Annotated in this window: 23 protein-coding genes; 10 read left to right on the top strand and 13 right to left on the bottom strand. The window is 37.8% G+C overall.

The annotated features are described in order from the left end of the window. The first annotated feature begins 34 nt into the window (after nt 1–34). From IHV10_RS03215 to IHV10_RS03200, 4 genes are all read left to right on the top strand, one after another. Nucleotides 35–457 carry an organic hydroperoxide resistance protein gene (locus IHV10_RS03215; protein WP_066392468.1) on the top strand — a complete coding sequence of 141 codons (423 nt, stop codon included), beginning with the start codon at nt 35–37 and terminating at the stop codon, nt 455–457. A gap of 198 nt (nt 458–655) precedes the next feature. Beyond that, nucleotides 656–2038, top strand: a complete 1383-nt coding sequence (locus tag IHV10_RS03210; RefSeq protein WP_197127295.1) for a sigma-54 interaction domain-containing protein — start codon at nt 656–658, stop codon at nt 2036–2038. Between the two features lie 90 nt (nt 2039–2128). Beyond that, nucleotides 2129–3466: an aspartate aminotransferase family protein gene (locus tag IHV10_RS03205; RefSeq protein ID WP_197128180.1), complete on the top strand. Its 1338-nt coding sequence runs from the start codon at nt 2129–2131 to the stop codon at nt 3464–3466. A gap of 43 nt (nt 3467–3509) precedes the next feature. Next, complete coding sequence (locus IHV10_RS03200; RefSeq protein WP_197127294.1) at nt 3510–4952, top strand: sodium:solute symporter; 1443 nt, start codon at nt 3510–3512, stop codon at nt 4950–4952. 120 nt (nt 4953–5072) lie between these two features. Here the strand turns inward: IHV10_RS03200 and IHV10_RS03195 are convergent, their stop codons facing one another. From IHV10_RS03195 to IHV10_RS03185, 3 genes are all read right to left on the bottom strand, one after another. Then, nucleotides 5073–5354 carry a hypothetical protein gene (locus IHV10_RS03195; protein WP_197127293.1) on the bottom strand — a complete coding sequence of 94 codons (282 nt, stop codon included), beginning with the start codon at nt 5352–5354 and terminating at the stop codon, nt 5073–5075. An 83-nt stretch (nt 5355–5437) separates the two neighbouring features. Beyond that, complete coding sequence (locus tag IHV10_RS03190; protein WP_197127292.1) at nt 5438–5758, bottom strand: hypothetical protein; 321 nt, start codon at nt 5756–5758, stop codon at nt 5438–5440. A gap of 123 nt (nt 5759–5881) precedes the next feature. Next, nucleotides 5882–6376, bottom strand: a complete 495-nt coding sequence (locus IHV10_RS03185; RefSeq protein ID WP_197127291.1) for a competence protein ComK — start codon at nt 6374–6376, stop codon at nt 5882–5884. Nucleotides 6377–6648: 272 nt separating this feature from the next. On the opposite strand from IHV10_RS03185, the gene IHV10_RS03180 reads away from it, so the two are divergent. Together IHV10_RS03180 and cphA are read left to right on the top strand one after the other, a co-directional pair. Next, complete coding sequence (locus tag IHV10_RS03180) at nt 6649–7443, top strand: cyanophycinase (RefSeq protein WP_197127290.1); 795 nt, start codon at nt 6649–6651, stop codon at nt 7441–7443. A 15-nt stretch (nt 7444–7458) separates the two neighbouring features. Then, nucleotides 7459–10086 carry a cyanophycin synthetase gene (gene cphA / locus IHV10_RS03175; protein ID WP_197127289.1) on the top strand — a complete coding sequence of 876 codons (2628 nt, stop codon included), beginning with the start codon at nt 7459–7461 and terminating at the stop codon, nt 10084–10086. Nucleotides 10087–10124: 38 nt separating this feature from the next. On the opposite strand, the gene IHV10_RS03170 is transcribed toward cphA, so the two are convergent. Together IHV10_RS03170 and IHV10_RS03165 are read right to left on the bottom strand one after the other, a co-directional pair. Then, the gene (locus tag IHV10_RS03170; protein ID WP_231619406.1) at nt 10125–10529 is read right to left on the bottom strand and encodes a hypothetical protein; all 405 of its coding nucleotides are present in this window, start codon (nt 10527–10529) and stop codon (nt 10125–10127) included. A 130-nt stretch (nt 10530–10659) separates the two neighbouring features. After that, complete coding sequence (locus IHV10_RS03165) at nt 10660–10818, bottom strand: DUF3934 family protein (protein ID WP_082861310.1); 159 nt, start codon at nt 10816–10818, stop codon at nt 10660–10662. A 420-nt stretch (nt 10819–11238) separates the two neighbouring features. On the opposite strand from IHV10_RS03165, the gene IHV10_RS03160 reads away from it, so the two are divergent. Then, on the top strand, nt 11239–11766 hold the full coding sequence (locus IHV10_RS03160) for a nuclease-related domain-containing protein (RefSeq protein WP_197127288.1): 528 nt from the start codon (nt 11239–11241) through the stop codon (nt 11764–11766). A gap of 339 nt (nt 11767–12105) precedes the next feature. Here the strand turns inward: IHV10_RS03160 and IHV10_RS03155 are convergent, their stop codons facing one another. The 4 genes from IHV10_RS03155 to IHV10_RS03140 all read right to left on the bottom strand — a co-directional run bounded on the left by IHV10_RS03155 (nt 12106) and on the right by IHV10_RS03140 (nt 15008). Beyond that, a complete protein-coding gene (locus IHV10_RS03155) occupies nt 12106–12675 on the bottom strand; it encodes a GNAT family N-acetyltransferase (protein ID WP_231619405.1) in 570 nt (189 codons plus the stop codon). Nucleotides 12676–12690: 15 nt separating this feature from the next. Next, the gene (locus IHV10_RS03150) at nt 12691–13539 is read right to left on the bottom strand and encodes a DUF1835 domain-containing protein (protein ID WP_197127287.1); all 849 of its coding nucleotides are present in this window, start codon (nt 13537–13539) and stop codon (nt 12691–12693) included. A gap of 134 nt (nt 13540–13673) precedes the next feature. After that, nucleotides 13674–14159 (bottom strand): hypothetical protein, encoded by a 486-nt coding sequence (locus tag IHV10_RS03145; RefSeq protein WP_197127286.1) that lies wholly within the window; start codon nt 14157–14159, stop codon nt 13674–13676. Between the two features lie 99 nt (nt 14160–14258). After that, on the bottom strand, nt 14259–15008 hold the full coding sequence (locus IHV10_RS03140; protein WP_197127285.1) for a MerR family transcriptional regulator: 750 nt from the start codon (nt 15006–15008) through the stop codon (nt 14259–14261). 89 nt (nt 15009–15097) lie between these two features. Between IHV10_RS03140 and IHV10_RS03135 the strand changes: the two genes are divergently transcribed. After that, nucleotides 15098–15784 (top strand): CPBP family intramembrane glutamic endopeptidase, encoded by a 687-nt coding sequence (locus IHV10_RS03135; protein WP_197127284.1) that lies wholly within the window; start codon nt 15098–15100, stop codon nt 15782–15784. Between the two features lie 76 nt (nt 15785–15860). Here IHV10_RS03135 and IHV10_RS03130 read toward each other — a convergent pair whose 3' ends face one another. Then, nucleotides 15861–16004, bottom strand: coding sequence for a hypothetical protein (locus IHV10_RS03130; RefSeq protein WP_197127283.1), 144 nt, complete (start codon nt 16002–16004; stop codon nt 15861–15863). Nucleotides 16005–16181: 177 nt separating this feature from the next. Between IHV10_RS03130 and IHV10_RS03125 the strand changes: the two genes are divergently transcribed. Together IHV10_RS03125 and IHV10_RS03120 are read left to right on the top strand one after the other, a co-directional pair. Then, complete coding sequence (locus tag IHV10_RS03125; protein WP_197128177.1) at nt 16182–17177, top strand: Gfo/Idh/MocA family protein; 996 nt, start codon at nt 16182–16184, stop codon at nt 17175–17177. A 102-nt stretch (nt 17178–17279) separates the two neighbouring features. Further along, a complete protein-coding gene (locus IHV10_RS03120) occupies nt 17280–17933 on the top strand; it encodes a DsbA family oxidoreductase (protein ID WP_370629654.1) in 654 nt (217 codons plus the stop codon). An 89-nt stretch (nt 17934–18022) separates the two neighbouring features. On the opposite strand, the gene IHV10_RS03115 is transcribed toward IHV10_RS03120, so the two are convergent. From IHV10_RS03115 to IHV10_RS03105, 3 genes are all read right to left on the bottom strand, one after another. Then, nucleotides 18023–18694, bottom strand: coding sequence for a permease (locus tag IHV10_RS03115; RefSeq protein WP_197127282.1), 672 nt, complete (start codon nt 18692–18694; stop codon nt 18023–18025). 63 nt (nt 18695–18757) lie between these two features. Continuing rightward, on the bottom strand, nt 18758–19240 hold the full coding sequence (locus IHV10_RS03110) for an NUDIX hydrolase (protein WP_197127281.1): 483 nt from the start codon (nt 19238–19240) through the stop codon (nt 18758–18760). Nucleotides 19241–19570: 330 nt separating this feature from the next. Next, the gene (locus IHV10_RS03105) at nt 19571–20320 is read right to left on the bottom strand and encodes a hypothetical protein (protein WP_370629638.1); all 750 of its coding nucleotides are present in this window, start codon (nt 20318–20320) and stop codon (nt 19571–19573) included. Nucleotides 20321–20568: the final 248 nt, after the last annotated feature.

Below are 20568 nucleotides of genomic sequence, written 5' to 3'. Positions count from 1 at the left end.
CACAATTTAATTTTACACAAAAGGAGTGTTTGGAATGGAAGCATTATACACAGCAAAAGCAACAGCTGAAGGTGGACGAGCAGGTACAGTAAAGAGTGATAACGGTGTTCTAAATCATGAGTTAGCTATGCCTAAAGCACTTGGAGGATCTGGAAGTGAAAACGCAACAAACCCTGAGCAACTATTTGCAGCAGGATATGCCGCTTGCTTTGATTCAGCACTAAACCTTGTTGCGCGTCAAAGCAAAAAACGAATTGAATCGAAAGTTACTGCTGAAGTTTCTATCGGAAAAGATACAGATGGCGGCTTTAAACTAGCAGTAGTTTTAAACGTAGGTGTTAACGGTGTAACACAAGAAGAAGCTGAGGAATTAGTAAAGACAGCTCACGGTGTTTGTCCATATTCTAAAGCAACAAGCGGCAACATTGACGTTGAGTTAAAAACTGAACTTCTATAATAGAGGCAAAAAGGACCATTGTTTTGGTCCTTTTTTTATTTGTATTCTCCCTTATCCCTTCAATCCACCTCTTACCTTTCGTTTTATATAAAAAATATTCTCAGTTTCTATATCCATCCACATTGAACAATCGTATAATTATTCATAAATAAATAATTATTCAGAAATGAATATTTTATTTAACTGATAAAAGGACTGATGAACTTGAGTCAATCAAAAGATTGGAACGAAAATGAACAAATTCTTCATTCTTTAAAAGACGACATCTTGGTTACAAATGTAGAGGGTATAATCCTTAAAGTAAGTGAAGTTACAGGAAAAATCTACGGAGTAGAATCAGATAGTTTAATCGGAAAATCCGTTTATGATTTAGAAGCTCAAGGGTTATTTACACCGATTCTCACTCCAATGGTTGTAAAAGAAAATAAAAAGATTACGTTTGTTCAAACAACGAATAAAGGAAAAAAACTGCTTGTTACAGGAATCCCTGTTTATAACGAACAAGGCGAATTATATAGAATTGTAAGCTACTCACACGACATTACTGAACTGGCTCAATATAAAGAGTTTTTGCTTGCCATGGAAGAAGAAATGCAGCGTGTAAAAACGGAGCTTGGACTATTAAGAAACAAACAGCTTCATGATGCTGGAATCATCGCCAAAAGTGAAGATATGAAAAAAGCAGTTTCAACAGCACTTCAGTTATCAGAAGTTGATGTGAATGCATTAATCCTAGGGGAATCTGGTGTTGGAAAATCATTATTAGCTAAATTCATTCACAATAAAAGTCACCGGTCAAAAGGTCCATTCATTGAAGTTAACTGTGGCGCTATTCCAGATTCTTTATTTGAAGCGGAATTATTTGGTTATGAACCTGGCGCTTTTACAGGGGCACATCAAAAAGGCAAAGTCGGTCTTATTGAACTATCGAACGGAGGCACACTCTTCTTAGATGAGATCGGTGAACTTCCCCTACAGCACCAAGTAAAAGTGTTAAAAGTCATTCAAGAAAAACAGTTTTATCGTGTAGGAGGAACGAGACCCATCCGTGTAGATTTCCGTTTGATATCTGCTACGAACAAAGATCTTCAGAAAGCAATAAGTGAGAAGCTTTTTCGTGAAGATCTCTATTTTCGTTTAAATGTTGTACCCGTCACGATTCCTCCACTCAGAAAGAGAACAGAAGATATCGTACCTCTCATACATATGCTTTTAGAGCAATTTGAAAAAAAGTACAACAAGAAGAAAAGATTAGATGAAGCTGTCATTCATCATCTTCTGCACTATGATTGGAGGGGAAATGTACGAGAACTAATCAACATCATGGAACGATTAGTCGTACTCTCCCCTACGACTCTTATTACGGATGAACATCTTCCTGATCATGTAAAAAAAGGTACATCTACACCCTCGCCAACTATTCATGCAGAACAAACACTTAAAGAAATGTTAGATGAAACAGAGAAACAAATTTTATTAACAGCAAGAAAGAAATTTAAAACGACCATACGGATGGCAGAAGCACTCGGCACTAGTCAGCCTTCAATCGTAAGAAAAATGAAAAAATATCAGATTATTTAGTTTTTTGGCATGATCCTTGCATGGATATTCTATATAGAAATTATTTATACAACATGAGAATTGAATATCAAGGAGGTAATACACGTGTCAATGAACAACTGGAGCAACCTTGTAACCGAAATGCCTAACCTTTTAGCGCCTAGTATGGCAAAAGATCATCCGAACCTACCCGTCGTAAAAGCAGAAGGCTGCTACTATTATGGATTGGATGGAAAACAATATCTTGATTTCACTTCTGGTATTGCAACGGCAAATACTGGCCATCGTCATCCAAAAGTGGTCCAAGCGATCAAAGATGCAGCAGATCACCTCATGCACGGGCCATCTGGGGTCATCATGTATGAATCAATCCTGAGACTTTCAAAGGAACTAGCTCATGTTCTACCCGGTGATTTGGATTGTTTCTTTTTTGCCAATAGCGGAACTGAAGCAATTGAAGGAGCGCTGAAACTCGCAAAGCATGTCACTAAAAGACCTTACGTTATTTCTTTTACCGGATGCTTTCATGGTCGATCACTAGGTGCGTTGAGCGTGACAACATCCAAAAGCAAATACCGCAAGTTTCTGCAACCGAACGGTCTTGCCTATCAAGTTCCTTACGCAGATGAAAAGAGCGCACCGAGTGGAGTAGATTCAGAAACGTTTGTTATCGAGAAGCTTGAGAAAGATTTTGAAACACTTTTCAATCATCAAGTAACTCCTGAAGAAGTCGCCTGTATGATTGTGGAACCCGTTCTAGGTGAAGGAGGCTATATCGTCCCACCGAGTGGCTGGCTGAAGAAGATAAGAGAAGTTTGTGACAGACATGGTATTCTGCTGATTTTCGATGAAGTTCAGACCGGTTTTGGAAGAACAGGTGAATGGTTCGCTGCTCAAACATTTGGAGTTACGCCAGACATCATGGCTATCGCAAAAGGGATTGCTTCAGGACTGCCACTAAGTGCAACGGTTGCTTCTAAAGAACTGATGCAACAATGGCCCCTCGGCAGTCATGGTACAACATTTGGTGGAAATCCGATCGCTTGCGAAGCCGCGCTCGCTACTATTGATGTCCTAACAAAAGAAAAGCTCATTGAGAACTCAAAGAACATGGGAAATTATGCATGTACAAAATTGAAAAAGCTTCAGGAACGAACTCCGTTGATCGGCAGCATTCGTGCGGTCGGACTTATGATTGGAATTGAAATCATCGATCCTTTTACAGGTAAACCAGACGGTCAAGCACTAATGAAAATTCTAGACAAGTGTTTAGAGAAAGGCGTTCTTTTTTATCTTTGTGGAAATCATGGTGAAGTAATTAGAATGATCCCTCCTCTTACCATCAATCATGAGCAGATTGATCAAGGTCTTGCTGTCCTTGAAGAGTCACTTGAAGAATATTTGAAAGAGATGCATGCACAACTCTCGGAAAACTATCAAAACGCGTAAATTGCATGGTTAAAGCATTACACTAAAAAGGAGGTTTTTTATTATGCAAACTTTTGATACAGTTATTATTCTTTTGTATTTTGCCGTATTGATCGGTGCAGGAATCATTGGCTCTACTAAAGCAAAGACTTCTGAAGATTTTACTCTTGCAGGACGAAACCTTGGCATGTTTATGTATCTTGGATGTCTGTCTGCCGTTATTTTAGGCGGCGCAGCTACGATTGGAACGACAAAGCTAGGATATCAGTTTGGAATTTCCGGCATTTGGTTTGTATCTATGATCGGTTTAGGCATTATTCTTTTAGGTACTATATTTATAAAAAAGATCGATTCATTAAAAGTTACAACAATCAGTGAATTATTAGGAAAACGATACAAATCCGAAACACGTCTGTTAAGTGCCATCGTGGCATCCATATATACTTTGATGATTGCAGTTACCCAAGTAATCGGGATGGGAACGATCATTAATGTACTCTTAGGCTGGAGCTTAACGACTTCCATGTTAGTAGGCGGAGGAATCGTTCTCTTCTACACAATCCTTGGCGGAATGTGGAGTGTTACAGTTACGGATATTATTCAATTTATCGTAATGACGGTCGGTGTCTTCTTCATTATGGTTCCTATGAGTCTTTCAAAAGTCGATGGTTTAGGAAATCTATTAACAGAACTTCCTCAGTCTCACTTAGATTTCACAGGTATCGGTTATCAGCAGATCTTCCAATACTTTTTGTTGTTTGCACTTGGTATGGTCGTTTCACAAGACATCTGGCAACGAGTATTCACAGCAAAATCTAGTAAGATTGCTAGAAACGGCTCTATCTTCGCGGGTGTTTATAGCTTTGCATACGCGATTGCAGGAAGTATCATTGGAATGTGTGCTTTCTTGGTGCTGCCTACCCTAGATAATCCGCAGAACACGTTTGCTGAGATGGCTCTTACCATTCTCCCTACTGGGATTTTAGGACTTGTACTTGCAAGTGTGTGTTCAGCACTTATGTCAACCGCATCTGGTTCGTTACTTGCGTCTTCTACTTTAATAACGAACGACATCCTAAAACAGTATTTCTTAAAATCTCCTACTGACAAACAAATGATTAGAGCATCAAGGATCACAACACTTATTATCGGTTTAATCGCCATTACCTTTTCCATATGGATTCAAGATGTACTCGTTGCACTTGATGTGGCTTATGCAATACTATCTGGAGCAATCTTCATCCCACTTGTTATGACATTCTTTTGGAAACGAGCGACTCCTAATTCAGGATTCTACGCAATCTTAATTTCTACAGTTGTTGTACTAGCAGGATTGTTTATTGAAGGACTTACAGCTACGAATCCCATTCTTTATGGTATGTCTGCTGGATTGGTTAGTATAGTGGGTATTTCCTTATTCACCGCTCCAATTTCAACTGAGTTCGACACACCTTTCGATGAAGATGTAGCACTTGATGATGTAGAAGAAGGAAGAAAACAAGCTTAAAACTAGAAAAAAAGCCTTTCCTATTGGGAAGGCTTTTTCTATAACTCAACAGATCATACATTATCTTAATTTCTTCGATAAACAACCACAGTATCTACTTCTCTAGCGGCAAAAAAACTTTTATTTTCCACCAATCCCGAACGATAATAACAATAGGCCGAATACGGAGATCAGAGCCATGAACAATATAAAAAACAACCCGAAAAATTTCGCTTTTCCAGCTTCTTTTTTGACAATAGCTATAATGCTTAAAATCACACCGATAAAATACAGCATGATTCCACTAAATAGAAAGATAGCAACCTGTTGAGCTACATCATCTCGAACGATGAATGGCCAGCCAGCAAGAACAATTCCCGCTATGCAAAACCATAATGATAAACGACCAAAACGCAGATTCAATTGATGGCACACTCCTGTTTAAATTCTTCTAACGATGTTCAATATCCATTGTTGCCATTTTCACATTAAAAATCAACTATCTACTAAATAAAATAATCTTTGTAATAAACAAAGATGGAGACTAACGAAACAAGCGTATAAATAATAGCTGTATAATAAGGATAACTTGGTTTGAACGTAGCTTTTTCTTCTTCAATCTTAATACCTGTCATCGCTTGAGCCTGCATACGAACCATGTTAGATGAAATTCCGCCCTTTGAAGTGAAGAATCGAATAGTGAGAGCAAAAATCAAACCAACAAATAATGAAAAATCAATAAACGTCACTCCCAAAAGGTTGGCTACCACATAATTAACGACTAGCATTAAGATTACGGTTATGATGCAGCTTATTACGTGTTTCATAACATCTCCTCCTTAACTGGTTATACGCATCATAAGGAAGAAAGTTCCAGATAAATGAAAAACATTGAATGAAAAAACGCCCATGCATATTGCATCGGGCGTGATTCTATTATTCTACTTCTCTTAATATCTTATTATTCTTTCGCTCACTCGCTCACTAAGAATATATCTATATTGTGCTGTTCGGAAAAGTTTAGCCTCTAATGCATATTTAGATTGGGGTAAGATTAAATTTGCGGTGTTTTTAAAGTGGACACTGCATGTGTCGGAATCTATAGAATCTATCCGTTGAACATGTGATTGGGATAACCAGATGCACGTTTCATTCTTAGGAGATTCTACAGGAAAAAAGAAAATGCCAAGTTCGAGGTTAATCATGATAGGAGATAGACTCACATAGCCCATTGAACGACGCACTGCTTCACGCCTGCCTTCATAGCTAGATCCAAAGAACAAACAGCTCTCGTTAATGATCTTGATTGGACTGAGTGCAACTCTTTCGTTTTTTTCGCTTTCTAATATCTCGGTTTGAACCTCTCCGTATTCGTTATAAAACGGTAAGAGTGCCATCGTGCTCGTGTTAATTTCGTAGGATCGAAGAAGTAATGTTTTTTCCATTTATACATCCTCCCTTTAAATAGTTAAACGAATCATAACTCCTCCCCTTTTAAAAATTAGAAAGTAAAATACTCCCAATAGGTAAATTATACTAATTGTTTTGACAAGAATCTATATAATTTTACAAAAATTTTAACTATTTAAATAAATAGTTAAATAATTCCTCAAATAGGTTTGAATACTAGCGGATCGTGGAATACATAACAGGGCGAAATGGACGATTATTTCGACCTGTTTTTCCTACTACTTAATGAATAAGAGGCTGATGAAAGATGGCAAAAGGTGATCTCCTGATCATTGGTGGCAATGAGGACAAGAGCGAAAAGAAAATAATCTTATCTAGATTCTCTGCACTATGTAAAAATCGTCAGGGACCGATCGGAATCCTGACAACTGCATCCGGCTATCCGGAAGAAGTAGGCAGTGAATACTATCAACTGTTTCAAACATTGCATGGTACAAAGCCACTACTTTTCCATTTAGATTCCCGTGAAAAAGCGGAAGATCCTGAATTACCCGAACAGCTTTCTTCCCTGTCTGGTCTTTTCATGACAGGCGGCGATCAATTACGATTAACAAGCATTTTAGGTGGGACATCTTTTTATAAACACCTCTTTCGAGAATGGAAAGACGGTTTGATTATCGGTGGAACGAGTGCCGGTGCTGCTGTAATGAGCAGATTGATGATAATATCATCAAAACTGTTTGAAAAAGAAGATGTTTCTATACTTGAGTTAGGTTCAGGCTTTGGATTTTTAGAAGACGTAATTATTGATCAGCACTTTTCTCAGCGTGACCGTTTTAGTCGTCTCATGCGAGCTATCGCGTTAAATCCTCAGATCATTGGCATCGGAATTGATGAAAACACGGCAATCTGGGTTCATAACGACGGTAAGCAGTTTGAGGTAATCGGTGAGTACAACGTCAGCATATTTGATGGCAAAACCTCGACTTACGTAGACATCGCTGAGAATAAAGGAAATATGACGATTTCCGATATCCGTTTCCATACACTAGGAGCAGGTGCTGTTTTTGACTTATACAAACGAGAATTAATCATCACTTAAGGAGAGAACGTCTTAATGAAAATCAACCGCGTCAATTACTTAACAGGACCGAACCTTTACAGCTTTAAACCTACTATATGGATTGAGCTTGATATAGAAGAATTTGAGGAAAAACCCTCTAACACTCTACCGGGTTTTACAGATACATTGTTAAAAGTCATCCCTTCCCTTCACACACATACATGTTCTAGGGGGTATGCTGGTGGATTTGTAGAACGTCTTCATGAAGGAACTTGGATCGGACATATCTTAGAGCATATTGCACTTGAAATTCAGCACCTTGCTGGTATTTCAGTGAAACGAGGAAAAACGATCACAAGTGAACGAAAAGGAATTTATTTTGTAACCTATGACTATGCAGAACCGAAATCAGGTCTATACGCTTTCGAAGCTGCACTTGAAATTGTAACCGCTATCTTAGCAGGAGATGAAATCAGCGCTGACTCGTACATCTCGCACACCTCTGACCTTTACCATTTACATAAATTAGGTCCGAGTACGGAAGCAATCTATGAAGCTGCACGAAAACGCAAGATTTCGGTTGAGCGTATCGGAACAAACAGCTACTTAAGAATAGGAACAGGTAAAAAGCAAAAATCCGTCCAAGCAACCATCTCCTCTCAAACGTCATATTTAGCAGTAGAAAATTCTTGTGATAAAGATATGACCAAAACATTAGTAAGAGGTGCTGGGCTCCCAGTTCCGAAAGGTGATGTAGTTTCCAATGAATATGAGTTGCTGCAATCTGCTGAGAAAATTGGGTATCCGCTTGTCATTAAACCGCTTAATGGGAGACAGGGTCAGAACATCATAACAAATATTCAAAATGATACAGATTTAATTGCTGCTTTCCGCTGTGTGTTCAGCGAAGGTACTTCATATATTCTAGAGCGATATTATGCAGGAAATGATTACCGTTTTTTCGTCGTAAATAATGAGTTAGTTGCAGCAAGTCTTCGTCTTCCACCATTTGTGATCGGTGACGGATATAAGACGATAGCTGAACTCATTGATGAAGAAAACTTAAATCCATTACGTGGTGATGGTCATGAAAAAGCGATGAGCAAGATTCCTTTAGATGAACGTACGGTCGTTCATCTTGAGAAGAGTGGCTATTCTCTTCAATCCGTATTGAACAAAGGAGAGTCTCTAGAAGTATTAGGTAACGCAAACCTGTCTACAGGTGGTTCTGCAATCGATGTGACAGAAGACGTTCACCCTGACTACCGTAACATGGCCATTGAAGCTGCTGCTGCAGTAGGTCTTGATATTGCAGGAATCGATATTTTATCGCCCGATGTAACGGTTTCCTTTATTGAAGGTGAAGCTGCCATTCTTGAAGTGAATGCAGCTCCTGGTATCCGTATGCATCTTCATCCATCACAAGGAAAAAGTAGAGATGCTGGTGGAGCCATCGTGGACTATCTGTTTGCTTCTCGTGAGGAAGCTGCGGTTCCCGTTGTGGCTGTAACAGGTACAAATGGAAAAACGACGACCACTCGTCTTGTATCACATCTTTTACAAAAGGAAAACATCACGGTTGGATATACGTGCTCTGATGGAGTTTGGATTGGTGATCAGCAACTAGACGCAGGAGATTGCAGCGGACCAAGAAGTGCTCGTAAAGTTTTAGCTCATCCTTCTGTAGATGTTGCCGTCTTAGAGACCGCTCGTGGTGGAATGCTGCGCGAAGGCCTTGCGTTTCGCTATTGTGATGTTGGAATCGTAACAAACGTTAGTGAAGATCATCTTGGCTTAAATGGGGTAGAAACATTAGAAGACTTGAAGAAATTAAAGCAAACAGTTGCTGAAGTTGTTCTTCCTGAAGGTACATGTGTTTTGAACGCTGACGATTCACGATGTGTGGATATGGCGAATCATACAAATGGCGAAGTAATCTTTTTCTCTCTATCAGTATTGAATCCAGTTATTCAATATCAGTTAAATCAAGGGTTAAAAGTTTGGTATCTAGAAGATGACTGGGTGGTATTCAACGAGAACGGTAAAGCGGAAAGGTTCCTTCCTGTATCACACATTCCGATTACGATTAATGGCGCTGCCCGACATAATATCGCAAATGTCCTAGGCGCACTCGCAGCCGCTCATTCATTAGGTAGACCTTTGTCTGAATTAAGAAGCAAAGTGATCACTTTTCTTTCATCGGAAAATCAAAACAGAGGACGCTTTAATGTACTAAACATTCACGATCGTACAATTGTAGTAGATTATGCCCATAACCCTGCAGGTTTGAAGGCACTTTTTGAAACGGTAGATCAACTAAAGAGTGGTCGAGTAATAACGGTTGGATCAGCAGCTGGAGACAGACAAGACCAAACGATACAAGAGATGGGCCGAATCTTTGGTGCTCACTCTGATATTTTTATCATCAAAGAAGATGTAAACCTAAGGGGACGGATTCCTGGAGAAACGGTTCATCACCTATATACAGGTGTAAAAGAAGCGGAGGGCATTACATCCGTTTCTGTATATCCTAAAGAAGCTGAGGCCTTGATTCAAGCATGGGAATGCTCAGAGCCAGGTGATACACTTGTTTTCCTCTATGACGAATACACGTCCATTCAAGGTATTCTGCAGAAAATCAGAAATTCAAAAGCTGTCGGTGTCCTGCAGAAGGCAGAATAAGAAAAGCAGTTCCCTTTTAGGGAGCTGCTTTTTACCGTTTATGCTTTAAGTGTTTTAACAACAATCGCTTGTGAAGCACTCTTAATCAAGCACCCTTCCAAATCTCCTTCACTTAACAAGCCGAGCATGATCGCAGACTTTATCTTTTCCTCATCTGGTTTTGGTACATGATGAATGAGATCTGTCATATTCAACTGAGTGAGTCTATTCACTGTCTTTTCTTCGTGAAGCTTCTCTGATTTTCGGATCTGCCGCTGCAATTTGTAGTTGTTTACTGTTACTTCACCTTTCTCATTTTGGCCAACTAAATGATCAAAATAAATATGAAAGACTTTTTTTAGTTCATCTAGTTCTTTTTCTAATTCTTTTTTCTTCTCGTTAAGTTTGTTATATTTTATGATCAAGTCTTCTGATATGGTATAGTTCGTATTTTGTGTAGTCAAAGCTCGTCCCTCCCATTTACCATTGAATAGTTCATCTTATGGTAGATTTGAGTGATTTATTCCAAAATAAAAACCACCTAACTTTAGTAGTCAGATGGCTCATTCACAGCATTGGGCTGTTCTATTTTTGTTAATTGTTTTCTGTTCCACTTTCGTTCTCTGGTTTATTCTTACCTTTACTCACATAAGGCTTTGGACCTTTTTTCTTACTGCTGGATTTCCAACGGTTCCATCCCTTTTTCCCAGTTCCTTGCCCTACGCCGCTTTTCTTGCCTTTTGCTTTACTCATTTTAATCACTCCATGACCGTTCTTGTGCTTATTTCAAGCAGTAATTTGAATTATACTACATTAGCGGCGGCGGGGATAGTTCCGTAGACAGTGCTAGGAGCTCTGGATTATAAAATTATGTGATGTCGGCCATTTTTTATGTGATAATACCCATTTTTTATGTGAAGAGTGTCAATTTTTATGTGATTTCCCTAAGAAATTATTTGATTCACACTATTTTAAGGTTCAGTTATTCAGAAACTAGTTTTTTGAAAGCCAAATTATGGAGGCCTATAATGAGTTCATAACCCTAAAGGAGGCTATTTTATAAAAAAACAACCGCACATTCCCTATGTCATACAAAAACTCAGCACAGTTATTAACAGATTAGAAAGCTGTCATCAAAAACGTTCAAAATTGGAAGGAAATCTGGCAAAATATATGGCTGGTCATAACGGTGAAAAATCCCTACAGTATTTTTATCGGTATCTACCAAAACAAGAGGCTGATATTATCCATAATATTCGAATTAAGCACATGGAATTCTTTTTTCAGATCGATACACTTATTATTACTTCTAAATTTCTTATTCTGTTAGAGATAAAAAACTATACAGGAGATCTGTTCTTTGATGATAAATATGGACAACTCATTCGGACTTCAAGTAAAGGAAGAGAAATATTCGAAGACCCTATTCAACAAGTAAAAAGACAATCTTTCCATTTAACTCAGGTGCTAGAACAGCACAAAATCCCTAAGATCCCCATTGAAACATTAGTTGTTATTACTAACTCACGAACTTTTGTTGATAGTTCAGAGACATATAGAAATGCATTAAAGTTTGTAATTAAAAGCCCAATGTTACTTAGTAAGTATGAAGAATTCAATGCTCAATATAAAAAGGATGTGATCTTGATGAAAGAAAGGAAAAAGATCAAAAAATTATTGATGAAGCTAAACGAACCATAGAATCCCGATATCCTAAGCTATTATGGAATTGATAAAAGTGAGTTGATAACAGGGGTGCTTTGCTCAAAATGTAACACTCAAATGAATCGGATAAACGCTAAATGGGAGTGTGCAGTCTGTTTTCATACCTCTAAGACTGCACATATTGGAGCTCTGAGGGATTACGCTCTTATCATTTCGATGGATATAACAAATAAAGAATGTAAAGATTTTTTACATTTATCAACAAGTATGCAAGCTTACTATCTGCTCAACTCACTAAATCTTCCATACACTGGAACATCCCGCAGGACTCGAACCTATCACCTAGACTCCCTCATCACTTGATCGCTTCCTTCATCAATCAGCAGGATTGATAATAGCCATTTGTTGATGATCTTCCCACTTTCCATTAATCTTTACATTCTTACGAGCTAGTCCTTCTTTTTCAAAACCAGCTTTTTCTAACACTCGAATAGAACCGACGTTGTGCGGCATCACACCCGCTTCTACTCGATGAAGTTTAAGCTCATCAAATGCGTATTTTACGATTAATCTAACAGCTTCTGTCGTATAGCCTTTTCCATTGTGCTTTTCATCTAAAAAATAGCCGACAAAGGCACTTTGAATGGATCCGCGCATTACCGCAAACAGGTTGACCGTCCCAATCAGTACCTCTTCTCCTACTGTAAAAATACCAAAATAGTAATCTAAATCTTGCTTTGCATTCTCTACTAACATCTGAATTCGTTTCTGCTGATTTTCAAGGGAATAAAAATCATCGCTACGTTCCATGGCAAACTTACTGAAGAACTCCCGGTTCTCTAATTGAAGATTCACCATATCCTCTGCATCCTCAACGGTCAATAATCTAATATAAATATTGTCTCCTGATAATTTAACATTTGTTTCCACGCTTTGATTCATCATATTTCTCTCCGTTTCTTATGTAAGTTTCTTCTCGGCAAGCCTCACTCTTAATTTTCTTATCTTGCCTAATGTTCCTTCATATTCAAGTTTTCCTTGCTCGATCAAATAATGAATCCGGTTAAAAATAAAAGCATCACCCACATATTGTTCGATATGGCCGAGTATATCGCCTACGAGACGTGAGCAACCTCTAAATCCTTCTCCATACTTCCACTCCAAACGTCTTACGGAATGAATGATGTACGCATCTAAATGGTCAACACTAACGCTTCTTATTGCACCGTCTTCCCAAAGTCTAAGCACTTCTTCTGATACACTCAAAGTCTTCCATTCTTCTACAAATTTTTTCTTAGCATCTAATGAGATAGGATCGTAACTATCCGATTTCTCTAAAATGATCTTAAGATGATCTGGAGAAACTTCACTCGTGTGCAGTGATGTATAGAAGACATCAAGAGGTTTGCAATATTTGTTAAAACATTCATTGGTATCAACCACAAAAATCTTGTTTTCTCGATCTTCGAGTAACTTCATCACAAATCTCAAACCCGTTTGTTCAGTCGCATTGTCAGCTGTCCAGATTATAATTGTCGCATCTTTAGGAATATCACCAATTTCCTGAAGTGCTTGCCTAAAACTAGATTCATAATCGTTTGAATAATATTCTGCCATGTCACCAATTGACAAATTGTCTTTGAACCATTGAATCCGTCCAACTAATCCCTTTTCAGTTTCCAGTTCACGAATAGGTCCGATCGCAAAAGAATCAGGAAATCCAATTACATGTTCCTGGCGTTTTTCCTTACTTAGCATCCATTTCATTGCGCCAGCCTTAGTTTCTCCAAACACTATATGAACGTTCATTTTACAGCTCCATACTTACAATCCACCAAGACCATCCTAACCATTCTCTAGTCTACCTGTAATACCCTCTTTATTTCCAAAATTTATTACAGAATTCAAAAAAGAGCTGAGTATGTTCAGCTCCTCAACCCCAATTATTTTAAATCTGTTTCTTCTAATGTAAAGTTGTTGTCTTCCGCAAACTTCTCTAATTCACTCTGACTTTTTTCGCTCATTTTTTCTGCTTCCTCGAGCATTGTATACGACTTTTCATCTAATTCTACATCCTGTTCTTCTATTGCAGTTAAACTTAATTTCATCGCTTCTGCTCTAGTCTTTATATCTTTCACAAAAAGATCTTGTGATTTTTTTAAATCGTCTAATTCATTCAAGCTTATTCCTTCAGCTTCTTTTGCCAATGCTTCATAATCGGCAATTGTGGTCTCTAGTTCTTCTTTCGCAGTAGGGTCTTGTAACATTTTTTCAAAATTAGCTTCCACTTGTTTAGATAATTCCATATCTTTTTTTATTAGTTTATTGCGATCATCCAAATACGCATTAAAATCATCTTCAATCAACATGTTACAACCACCTAAAACGATTACACTTAGCGCTACTACCATCACCAATAACTTTTTCATATTTTCTTTTCACCTCATGAATAATTTTGGAGTCTATTTCTTGATACCCTAATTTCACAAGGTGTTAAACCAAAGTTTTACATTTTTATAAAACTTTGGTCATGCGTTAATAGTTTGATAACTGACTATAGCTCTATCCAAAAATTCTAAGACTTCATTGCTAATGGGATATAAATTTAGTGAGTGTGATGAACCTTCGGATTTTCGAGCGTTCCAAAACTTTTCCTCTAATTCGGTGTCTCCCTGGAACATTTCATGAGATAAGAGTAAAACATCAGATGCAATTAATAGACCTTCTTCTGACGTTGGTTCACTATTGTTTCTTAAACAGATTTCTATTCTTTTTAAAATATTCACCCATTTTGCAGTACTTGCATCCTCAAGCTTCGGTAAAGAAGATTGAAGCGTTTTTCTCTCGTTGTCTGAAAAGAACTTTTCCCAGTTTTTATCCTTATCAGAAATCTTAACACCTTCATTTGTTTGGACGAGAGATAGGATATGTTCCCAATTCAACTCTCCCTCAATCTCTAGAATATGAAGAAGTGTATTTATCTTTTCAGACGCTGAATAAAATTGATCCAGCTGAGTCTGAACATCTTTCTTTTGTACCGTAAGAATATCTTTTATCGTAACTTCTCCTATTATTTTTTTTATCTCTGTTAAAGGTAGAGACAAAGATTTTAAGAGTGTAATCTTTTCTAATAGCTGCAGATCTTCTTTCGTATACATTCTTCTACCGCTATCACTCTTGATACTTGGTAAAAGCAGTCCAATTTGGTCATAGTATCTGAGAGTCCTTACGGAAACGCCATATTCCTTTGAAACCTCTCCTGTTGAAAATAAGCTCATTATTATTTCTCCTTTTTCTCTTGCAGGTTACGTTACGTCACCGCTTACAATTAACATATTATAACAAGTTAATCAGGAGGAACAATAAGATGAAAGTGACTACAGAGAGAAAATGGAACAATCGCGAACTCATTTTGTTATTAGGTCTTTGTTTGGTTGGCGTACCCATTCTATTGGAGAATGTACTTTATGATCAGTTGCTTCAATGGCTGGATAGCACATTGTACGCGGGAACATTAACTGGTTTCTGCATGGCAATCGTATTTACTTTAGGTGTTTATTGGATCGCGTTAAAACCATACAAGTTAGGATGGCGTGCAGTGGGTATTGCACCACTCACAAAAAAAATGTGGAAAACAATTGTTCTATGGACAATACTTCTTATACTCATTAGTATCGCAATTGTCGTAGTGATGGATGTCCTCACCATAGGAACAAATAATGCTAAGACAGACAGTTTAAAGGCTGATCTTACACCTTTCACATTCATGATAGGCTTTTTATCAGCAGCGGTTGTCTCCCCTATTTATGAAGAAATCTTTTACCGTGGTTTTTTGTATACTTGGTTCAGACGATGGGGTGTTAAAAAGGCGATGATTTTAAGTTCGTTCATTTTCATGATTGTGCACATACCTACGTATAACACATTGCCAGTAAACTTTGCATCAGGTCTGGTCTTTTGCTGGGTATATGAAAAGACGGGTTCCATTATTCCAGCGATCATCATTCATGGAGTTGTGAATGGAATCGGAATCTCGTTGTCTGTTTTAGGATAATCCAAAAGAATAAAACAAAAAAAAGCGAAGATCCCCTAAGGTCTTCACTTTCTTCATATTTCATATATAGCGTCTTTTATTTCGGATTCAAAGGCGTTAATTCAAATTCTGGCTTGCGCTTTTCTTGTTCAACTACAGACTGTTCTTTAAGCACGTATCGTGATACTGGCAAATCCAAAGGCTTTATCGTTTGCTGGTTATGATTGGTCATAGTAAGCATAACTCATCCCTCCTTACCAGGTTTTAACTTCTATTTACCCCGTATGTTATAGTAAGAAACCTTTTTCTACAAAAATAGTGCGACAGTCCTCATTATTTGTCTAAATCATGACTATAGGAGTAGAATACATACTATGATAAGCAACAGTACTGCCTACAGCGTGTGAAAGGATGAGTCATATTGAAATTTGGAGTTATTGGAACGAATTGGATTACAGAGAGCTTTATTGCTGCCGCTAAAGAAGTTAAAGGTTTTACATTGAGCGCAGTTTATTCACGTACAGAAGAAAAAGCGAAAGAATTTGCTGAGAAGAATGGTGCTGAACATACGTTTACAGATTTAGAAAAGATGGCAGCTAGTGATGTAATTGATGCGGTGTATATTGCTAGCCCGAACTCTTTCCATGCAGAGTATGCCATCACGCTCATGAACCATGGCAAGCATGTAATATGTGAAAAACCTATGGCATCGAATGCACGGGAAGTAGAAAAAATGATCGCTGTCGCAAAAGAGAACAACGTACTGCTGATGGAAGCTATGCGTTCGACAGTGACACCGAACTTTAAGAGCATTCAAGAGAACCTGCATAAGATCGGTAAGATTCGCCGTTATTTTGCAAACTCCTGTCAGTATTCTTCCCGTTACGATAAATATAAAGAAGGCACGATCCTTAACGCATTCAAACCTGAATTTTCAAATGGGTCGTTGATGGATATTGGAATTTATTGTTTGTATCCGATGGTCGTTCTTTTCGGAGAACCTGTAGATGTTAAAGCAAACGCCTACCTGCTAGAGTCTGGCGTCGATGGTGAAGGGAGTATACTCTTAAACTATGGCGAGAGTGAAGCCGTTGTGATGTACTCCAAAATCTCAAACTCTTACGTACCTTCTGAAATTCAAGGGGAGAACGGAAGTATTTTGATCGATCATATCCAAGACATGACAAAGATTGAAATCCGTTACCGTGATGGAAGTACAGAGGACATTACAGTAGAGCAGAACAAACCAAAGATGTATTACGAAGCAAAAGAATTTATCGAGCTGGTTGAACGTGGTGAACTTGAGTCTAAAGTGAACTCACATGCGAATTCACTTGCAGTAATGAAGATTATGGATGAGGCTAGAAGACAGGTTGGACTTGCTTATCCAGCTGACCGATCAAACAACGTGTAAAAATAATCGAATCCTTATATACTATGGATGAAACAATAAATTGGGGGGATACCTATGTTGCACATTGAAATGTGGACAGACTTTGCTTGACCATTCTGCTATATTGGCAAAAAGCGTCTGGAGGACGCTATTAAAAAGATAAATCATCCTATTGAAGTAACGTATCGCTGCTTCGAACTGGATCCTACAATGGAACGTGACGTTAACGAAAACATCTATGAAAAATTATCTAAAAAATATGGCATGAGTATTGACGCCGCTAAAGCAAACACGCAAAACGTGATACAAATGGCAAAGGATTCAGGACTAGAGTATCACATGGATACGATGATCTTAACCAATACCTTTGATGCTCACCGTTTGACGATGCTTGCTAAAAAAGAAGGTAAGATGCAGGAGATGACAGAACGCATCTTATATGCCTTTTTTACAGAATCCAAACATATTGGAGATCATGAAACATTAGCAAATCTTGCAGAAGATGTTGGTTTAAATAGAGAAGCTGTCAGACAGATGCTTTCAAGCGATAAGTTGTCTGATGAGGTTAGAGCTGATGAAGAAACAGCAAAAGCTTATGGAGTAACAGGTGTACCCTTCTATCTCATCGACAAAAAATATGCGCTTACTGGTGCACAGCCGACAGATGTTTTTGTACAAGCGTTGAACAAAATCATAGCTGAAAACAAAATCACGATACTAAACGATGAAGATGGAATGAGCTGCGACGATGATGGCTGTGAAATTCCTAAGAAATAGCAGAGCATTAGTATGGCAAATCGCATATTAGAAAACGCAGAGGGATTAGTATCCTCTGCGTTTTTTTCACTAAAGCCACAATTCCTTAATTATATAAACCTCTTTAAATATTCACCGAATATTTTGTTCATAACTTTGGGAGTATTTTCTAAATAAACATTAATCTGTTCCTTGTTTGACACGAATTTATCTGAGTTTCTCTCATCTGTTGGAAAATCAGATATGCCTTTGATAATAATACATTCAACGTCATTCTTCTTACAGATATAAGCAATTGCACTCGCTTCTGTATCGGCGATTGTTATTTGATTTTCTTTAAGCTCTAAATAGTCCTTCCACATAACGACTGCTTTATCAGCTGTGCCAATTATTCCGGTGTTAAAATCATATCCGTATTTCGATAAATCAATATCAACGATGAAGGATTGCTTAATAAAAGGTTCAACTTCTTTTACTGTACAATCATATTGAACGGCTTTATCGGGTACGAAGATTTCCAAATTACTAAACGCATCGTCTATTCCTGCACATGTTCCAGCTACGATTACCTTCGTTAAGTTGAATTTTGAAATCATATACTGATTACCACCAACGCCATTTACTTTCCTTACACCTGTACGATAAAAAACAAGTTCGGAATCATTAATTATTCTCATGAAATACTCGCCATAAGGATAGTCGAAGCGTTCATCCTTCTTTATGCTAAAATATTCTAAGGTCGCATCATATTCCCACTTTGTTGCTATACTTATTCCTATCATCAAACTTATCCCCTAATACACTTAATATTTTAAAATCTTCTACATCTGAACCAAAATAATGATTTATACGCTTCTCTCGACCTTCAATTCAAAATTAGGTTTTGTCACATATTCCTTATAGATTACTTTTCCTACATTGTTTAAATAATCACTATACCGAGTCAGGTAGGCTTCTCCCGTTAACATGCCTAATACATCTTCTTTTGGCACCCAACGGCTATCCGTCGTTTCATCAGACACCCCTAGTTCCCCGCCAATCGGTTTACACACAAAATCAAACATCACTTTCGTTGGAACGTTCGTGACTCCATCATGCCAAGTATATTGTGCCGTGTTCGAGTACACACCCGAGAGATATGAAACGGTAGTATCAATACCGCTCTCTTCCTTTATTTCACGAACCAATGCGTCGATTAAATTTTCTCCTGCTTCTACTTGTCCTCCAGGAAACACCCAGCCGTTATGTATCGTTTTTACTAATAATACATTCCCTTTACCATCTTCCACATATCCTGCCACTGCCACAATATGAGTTGGCATTATCATCACTATGACCTCCAATAAATAGATTTCTATTACCCTATTTCATCATAGGTTCAATTAGAAGTTATTCCCATGATTTCGTGATGATAGGTCGATGATAAGACGGCCATATTTAATCATTTTTCAAAATCAACGCTTACATAAATGAATGAAAAAAGAAAAAACAAAGCTTCGATGATATTTGTAGCAAGTTTTATTGTGGGATTAAAAGAAAGATCAAATATGATATGCACTACACAATATAAACCTGTAACAATGATTAGAACTAGCAGGACAGATTTGTTTATTTCCGCCTTTAATTTTATTTTATTCACTTCCTTAGTAAACAACTTATCAATACCTGTACAACGCTTCATTTAAAAAGTCTTTCCGATAGCCGCTTTTCTGATGAATGACTTCTACCCAATGTTCAATTGAATCGGTTTGATCTCCCTTAATCAAGCCTTCACTCGTACTTAAAAAGCTTTCCCAATCGAAGAACTCCCAGTGTGCAGTCTCGTCTTTATAAGGTACTCTACATTCAAAGAGAGGCTTTGGATATATGAGATTCTGCGAATATTCAGCTCCTCTTAAGAAGATATCAGTATCAATAGGTGTCAGATCAAATATTTGATTTGAAACTTTGCCATTTGGTCTATGATAAAGGATTTCAATCTGGTTTTGATTTCTAGACTGGACTTGGATTTCAGCCGCAGGAAAGAACCCTTTTAACTTTTTATTTGAAAAGTCTTTACTATTTGTTTCAACGAGGATGGGTTGCAGCCACTGATCACCTAGATCACACAAATAGCGGTTACCATTCTCGTCTAATGCCACAACAGCTACATGTGCTTCATCGGAATGAAACATTGAACCAATTGGATAGGCTTTGATTCTATCTTGTTTACATTCATCTAATAACCATAGTGCTAGATCAAAGCAGTTTCCGGTATTGCCGTATTGAATCCTATGCTCTTTCATCAACGAGACGTCTCTTTGTTTTTTTGCCGTTCCCTTATGGAAGTACCAAGCCTTCGTTAAGGTTTCCATAGGAAAAGAATCGAACTTCTTCCACGTTTCAAGAATATGATGTGTTGGATACACCTAACATCTCCCCTTACACTCATACTATATATTTACAATTAAGTATATCATCATCAATTAGCACCGTTGACATGTTAAGGAGGTTATGAATTGGAAAGCGTTATTTTTGTCAGTGAACTATTTTTATTTACCTCGTTTATACTTATTCTCTTTCTAAGAAAACACACCACTAAAAACGTATGTACGACTCTATTCCTTTACCTAATCGGAGCACTCCCCCTTATTATTGCAGGTTTTATTAGTCCCCG

The sequence above is a fragment of the Fictibacillus sp. 5RED26 genome, from assembly GCF_015903895.1.
GTDB classification, from domain to species: Bacteria; Bacillota; Bacilli; order Bacillales; family Fictibacillaceae; genus Fictibacillus; species Fictibacillus phosphorivorans.
The sequence above is the reverse complement of the archived record's forward strand: the minus strand, read 5'-3'. Positions and strand labels throughout refer to the sequence as shown.

Excerpts from the sequence above, each read along its gene's own strand:
- IHV10_RS03110 (WP_197127281.1), bottom strand. The coding sequence starts at position 19,240 with ATGATAATGCCAACTCATATTGTGGCAGTGGCAGGATATGTGGAAGAT.
- IHV10_RS03150 (WP_197127287.1), bottom strand. The coding sequence starts at position 13,539 with ATGAACGTTCATATAGTGTTTGGAGAAACTAAGGCTGGCGCAATGAAA.
- IHV10_RS03165 (WP_082861310.1), bottom strand. The coding sequence starts at position 10,818 with ATGAGTAAAGCAAAAGGCAAGAAAAGCGGCGTAGGGCAAGGAACTGGG.
- IHV10_RS03190 (WP_197127292.1), bottom strand. The coding sequence starts at position 5,758 with ATGAAACACGTAATAAGCTGCATCATAACCGTAATCTTAATGCTAGTC.
- IHV10_RS03145 (WP_197127286.1), bottom strand. The coding sequence starts at position 14,159 with ATGAAAAAGTTATTGGTGATGGTAGTAGCGCTAAGTGTAATCGTTTTA.
- IHV10_RS03215 (WP_066392468.1), top strand. The coding sequence starts at position 35 with ATGGAAGCATTATACACAGCAAAAGCAACAGCTGAAGGTGGACGAGCA.
- cphA (WP_197127289.1), top strand. The coding sequence starts at position 7,459 with ATGAAAATCAACCGCGTCAATTACTTAACAGGACCGAACCTTTACAGC.
- IHV10_RS03130 (WP_197127283.1), bottom strand. The coding sequence starts at position 16,004 with ATGCTTACTATGACCAATCATAACCAGCAAACGATAAAGCCTTTGGAT.
- IHV10_RS03210 (WP_197127295.1), top strand. The coding sequence starts at position 656 with ATGAACTTGAGTCAATCAAAAGATTGGAACGAAAATGAACAAATTCTT.
- IHV10_RS03160 (WP_197127288.1), top strand. The coding sequence starts at position 11,239 with ATGGCTGGTCATAACGGTGAAAAATCCCTACAGTATTTTTATCGGTAT.
- IHV10_RS03140 (WP_197127285.1), bottom strand. The coding sequence starts at position 15,008 with ATGAGCTTATTTTCAACAGGAGAGGTTTCAAAGGAATATGGCGTTTCC.
- IHV10_RS03180 (WP_197127290.1), top strand. The coding sequence starts at position 6,649 with ATGGCAAAAGGTGATCTCCTGATCATTGGTGGCAATGAGGACAAGAGC.
- IHV10_RS03115 (WP_197127282.1), bottom strand. The coding sequence starts at position 18,694 with ATGATAGGAATAAGTATAGCAACAAAGTGGGAATATGATGCGACCTTA.
- IHV10_RS03185 (WP_197127291.1), bottom strand. The coding sequence starts at position 6,376 with ATGGAAAAAACATTACTTCTTCGATCCTACGAAATTAACACGAGCACG.
- IHV10_RS03135 (WP_197127284.1), top strand. The coding sequence starts at position 15,098 with ATGAAAGTGACTACAGAGAGAAAATGGAACAATCGCGAACTCATTTTG.
- IHV10_RS03155 (WP_231619405.1), bottom strand. The coding sequence starts at position 12,675 with ATGATGAATCAAAGCGTGGAAACAAATGTTAAATTATCAGGAGACAAT.
- IHV10_RS03200 (WP_197127294.1), top strand. The coding sequence starts at position 3,510 with ATGCAAACTTTTGATACAGTTATTATTCTTTTGTATTTTGCCGTATTG.
- IHV10_RS03205 (WP_197128180.1), top strand. The coding sequence starts at position 2,129 with ATGAACAACTGGAGCAACCTTGTAACCGAAATGCCTAACCTTTTAGCG.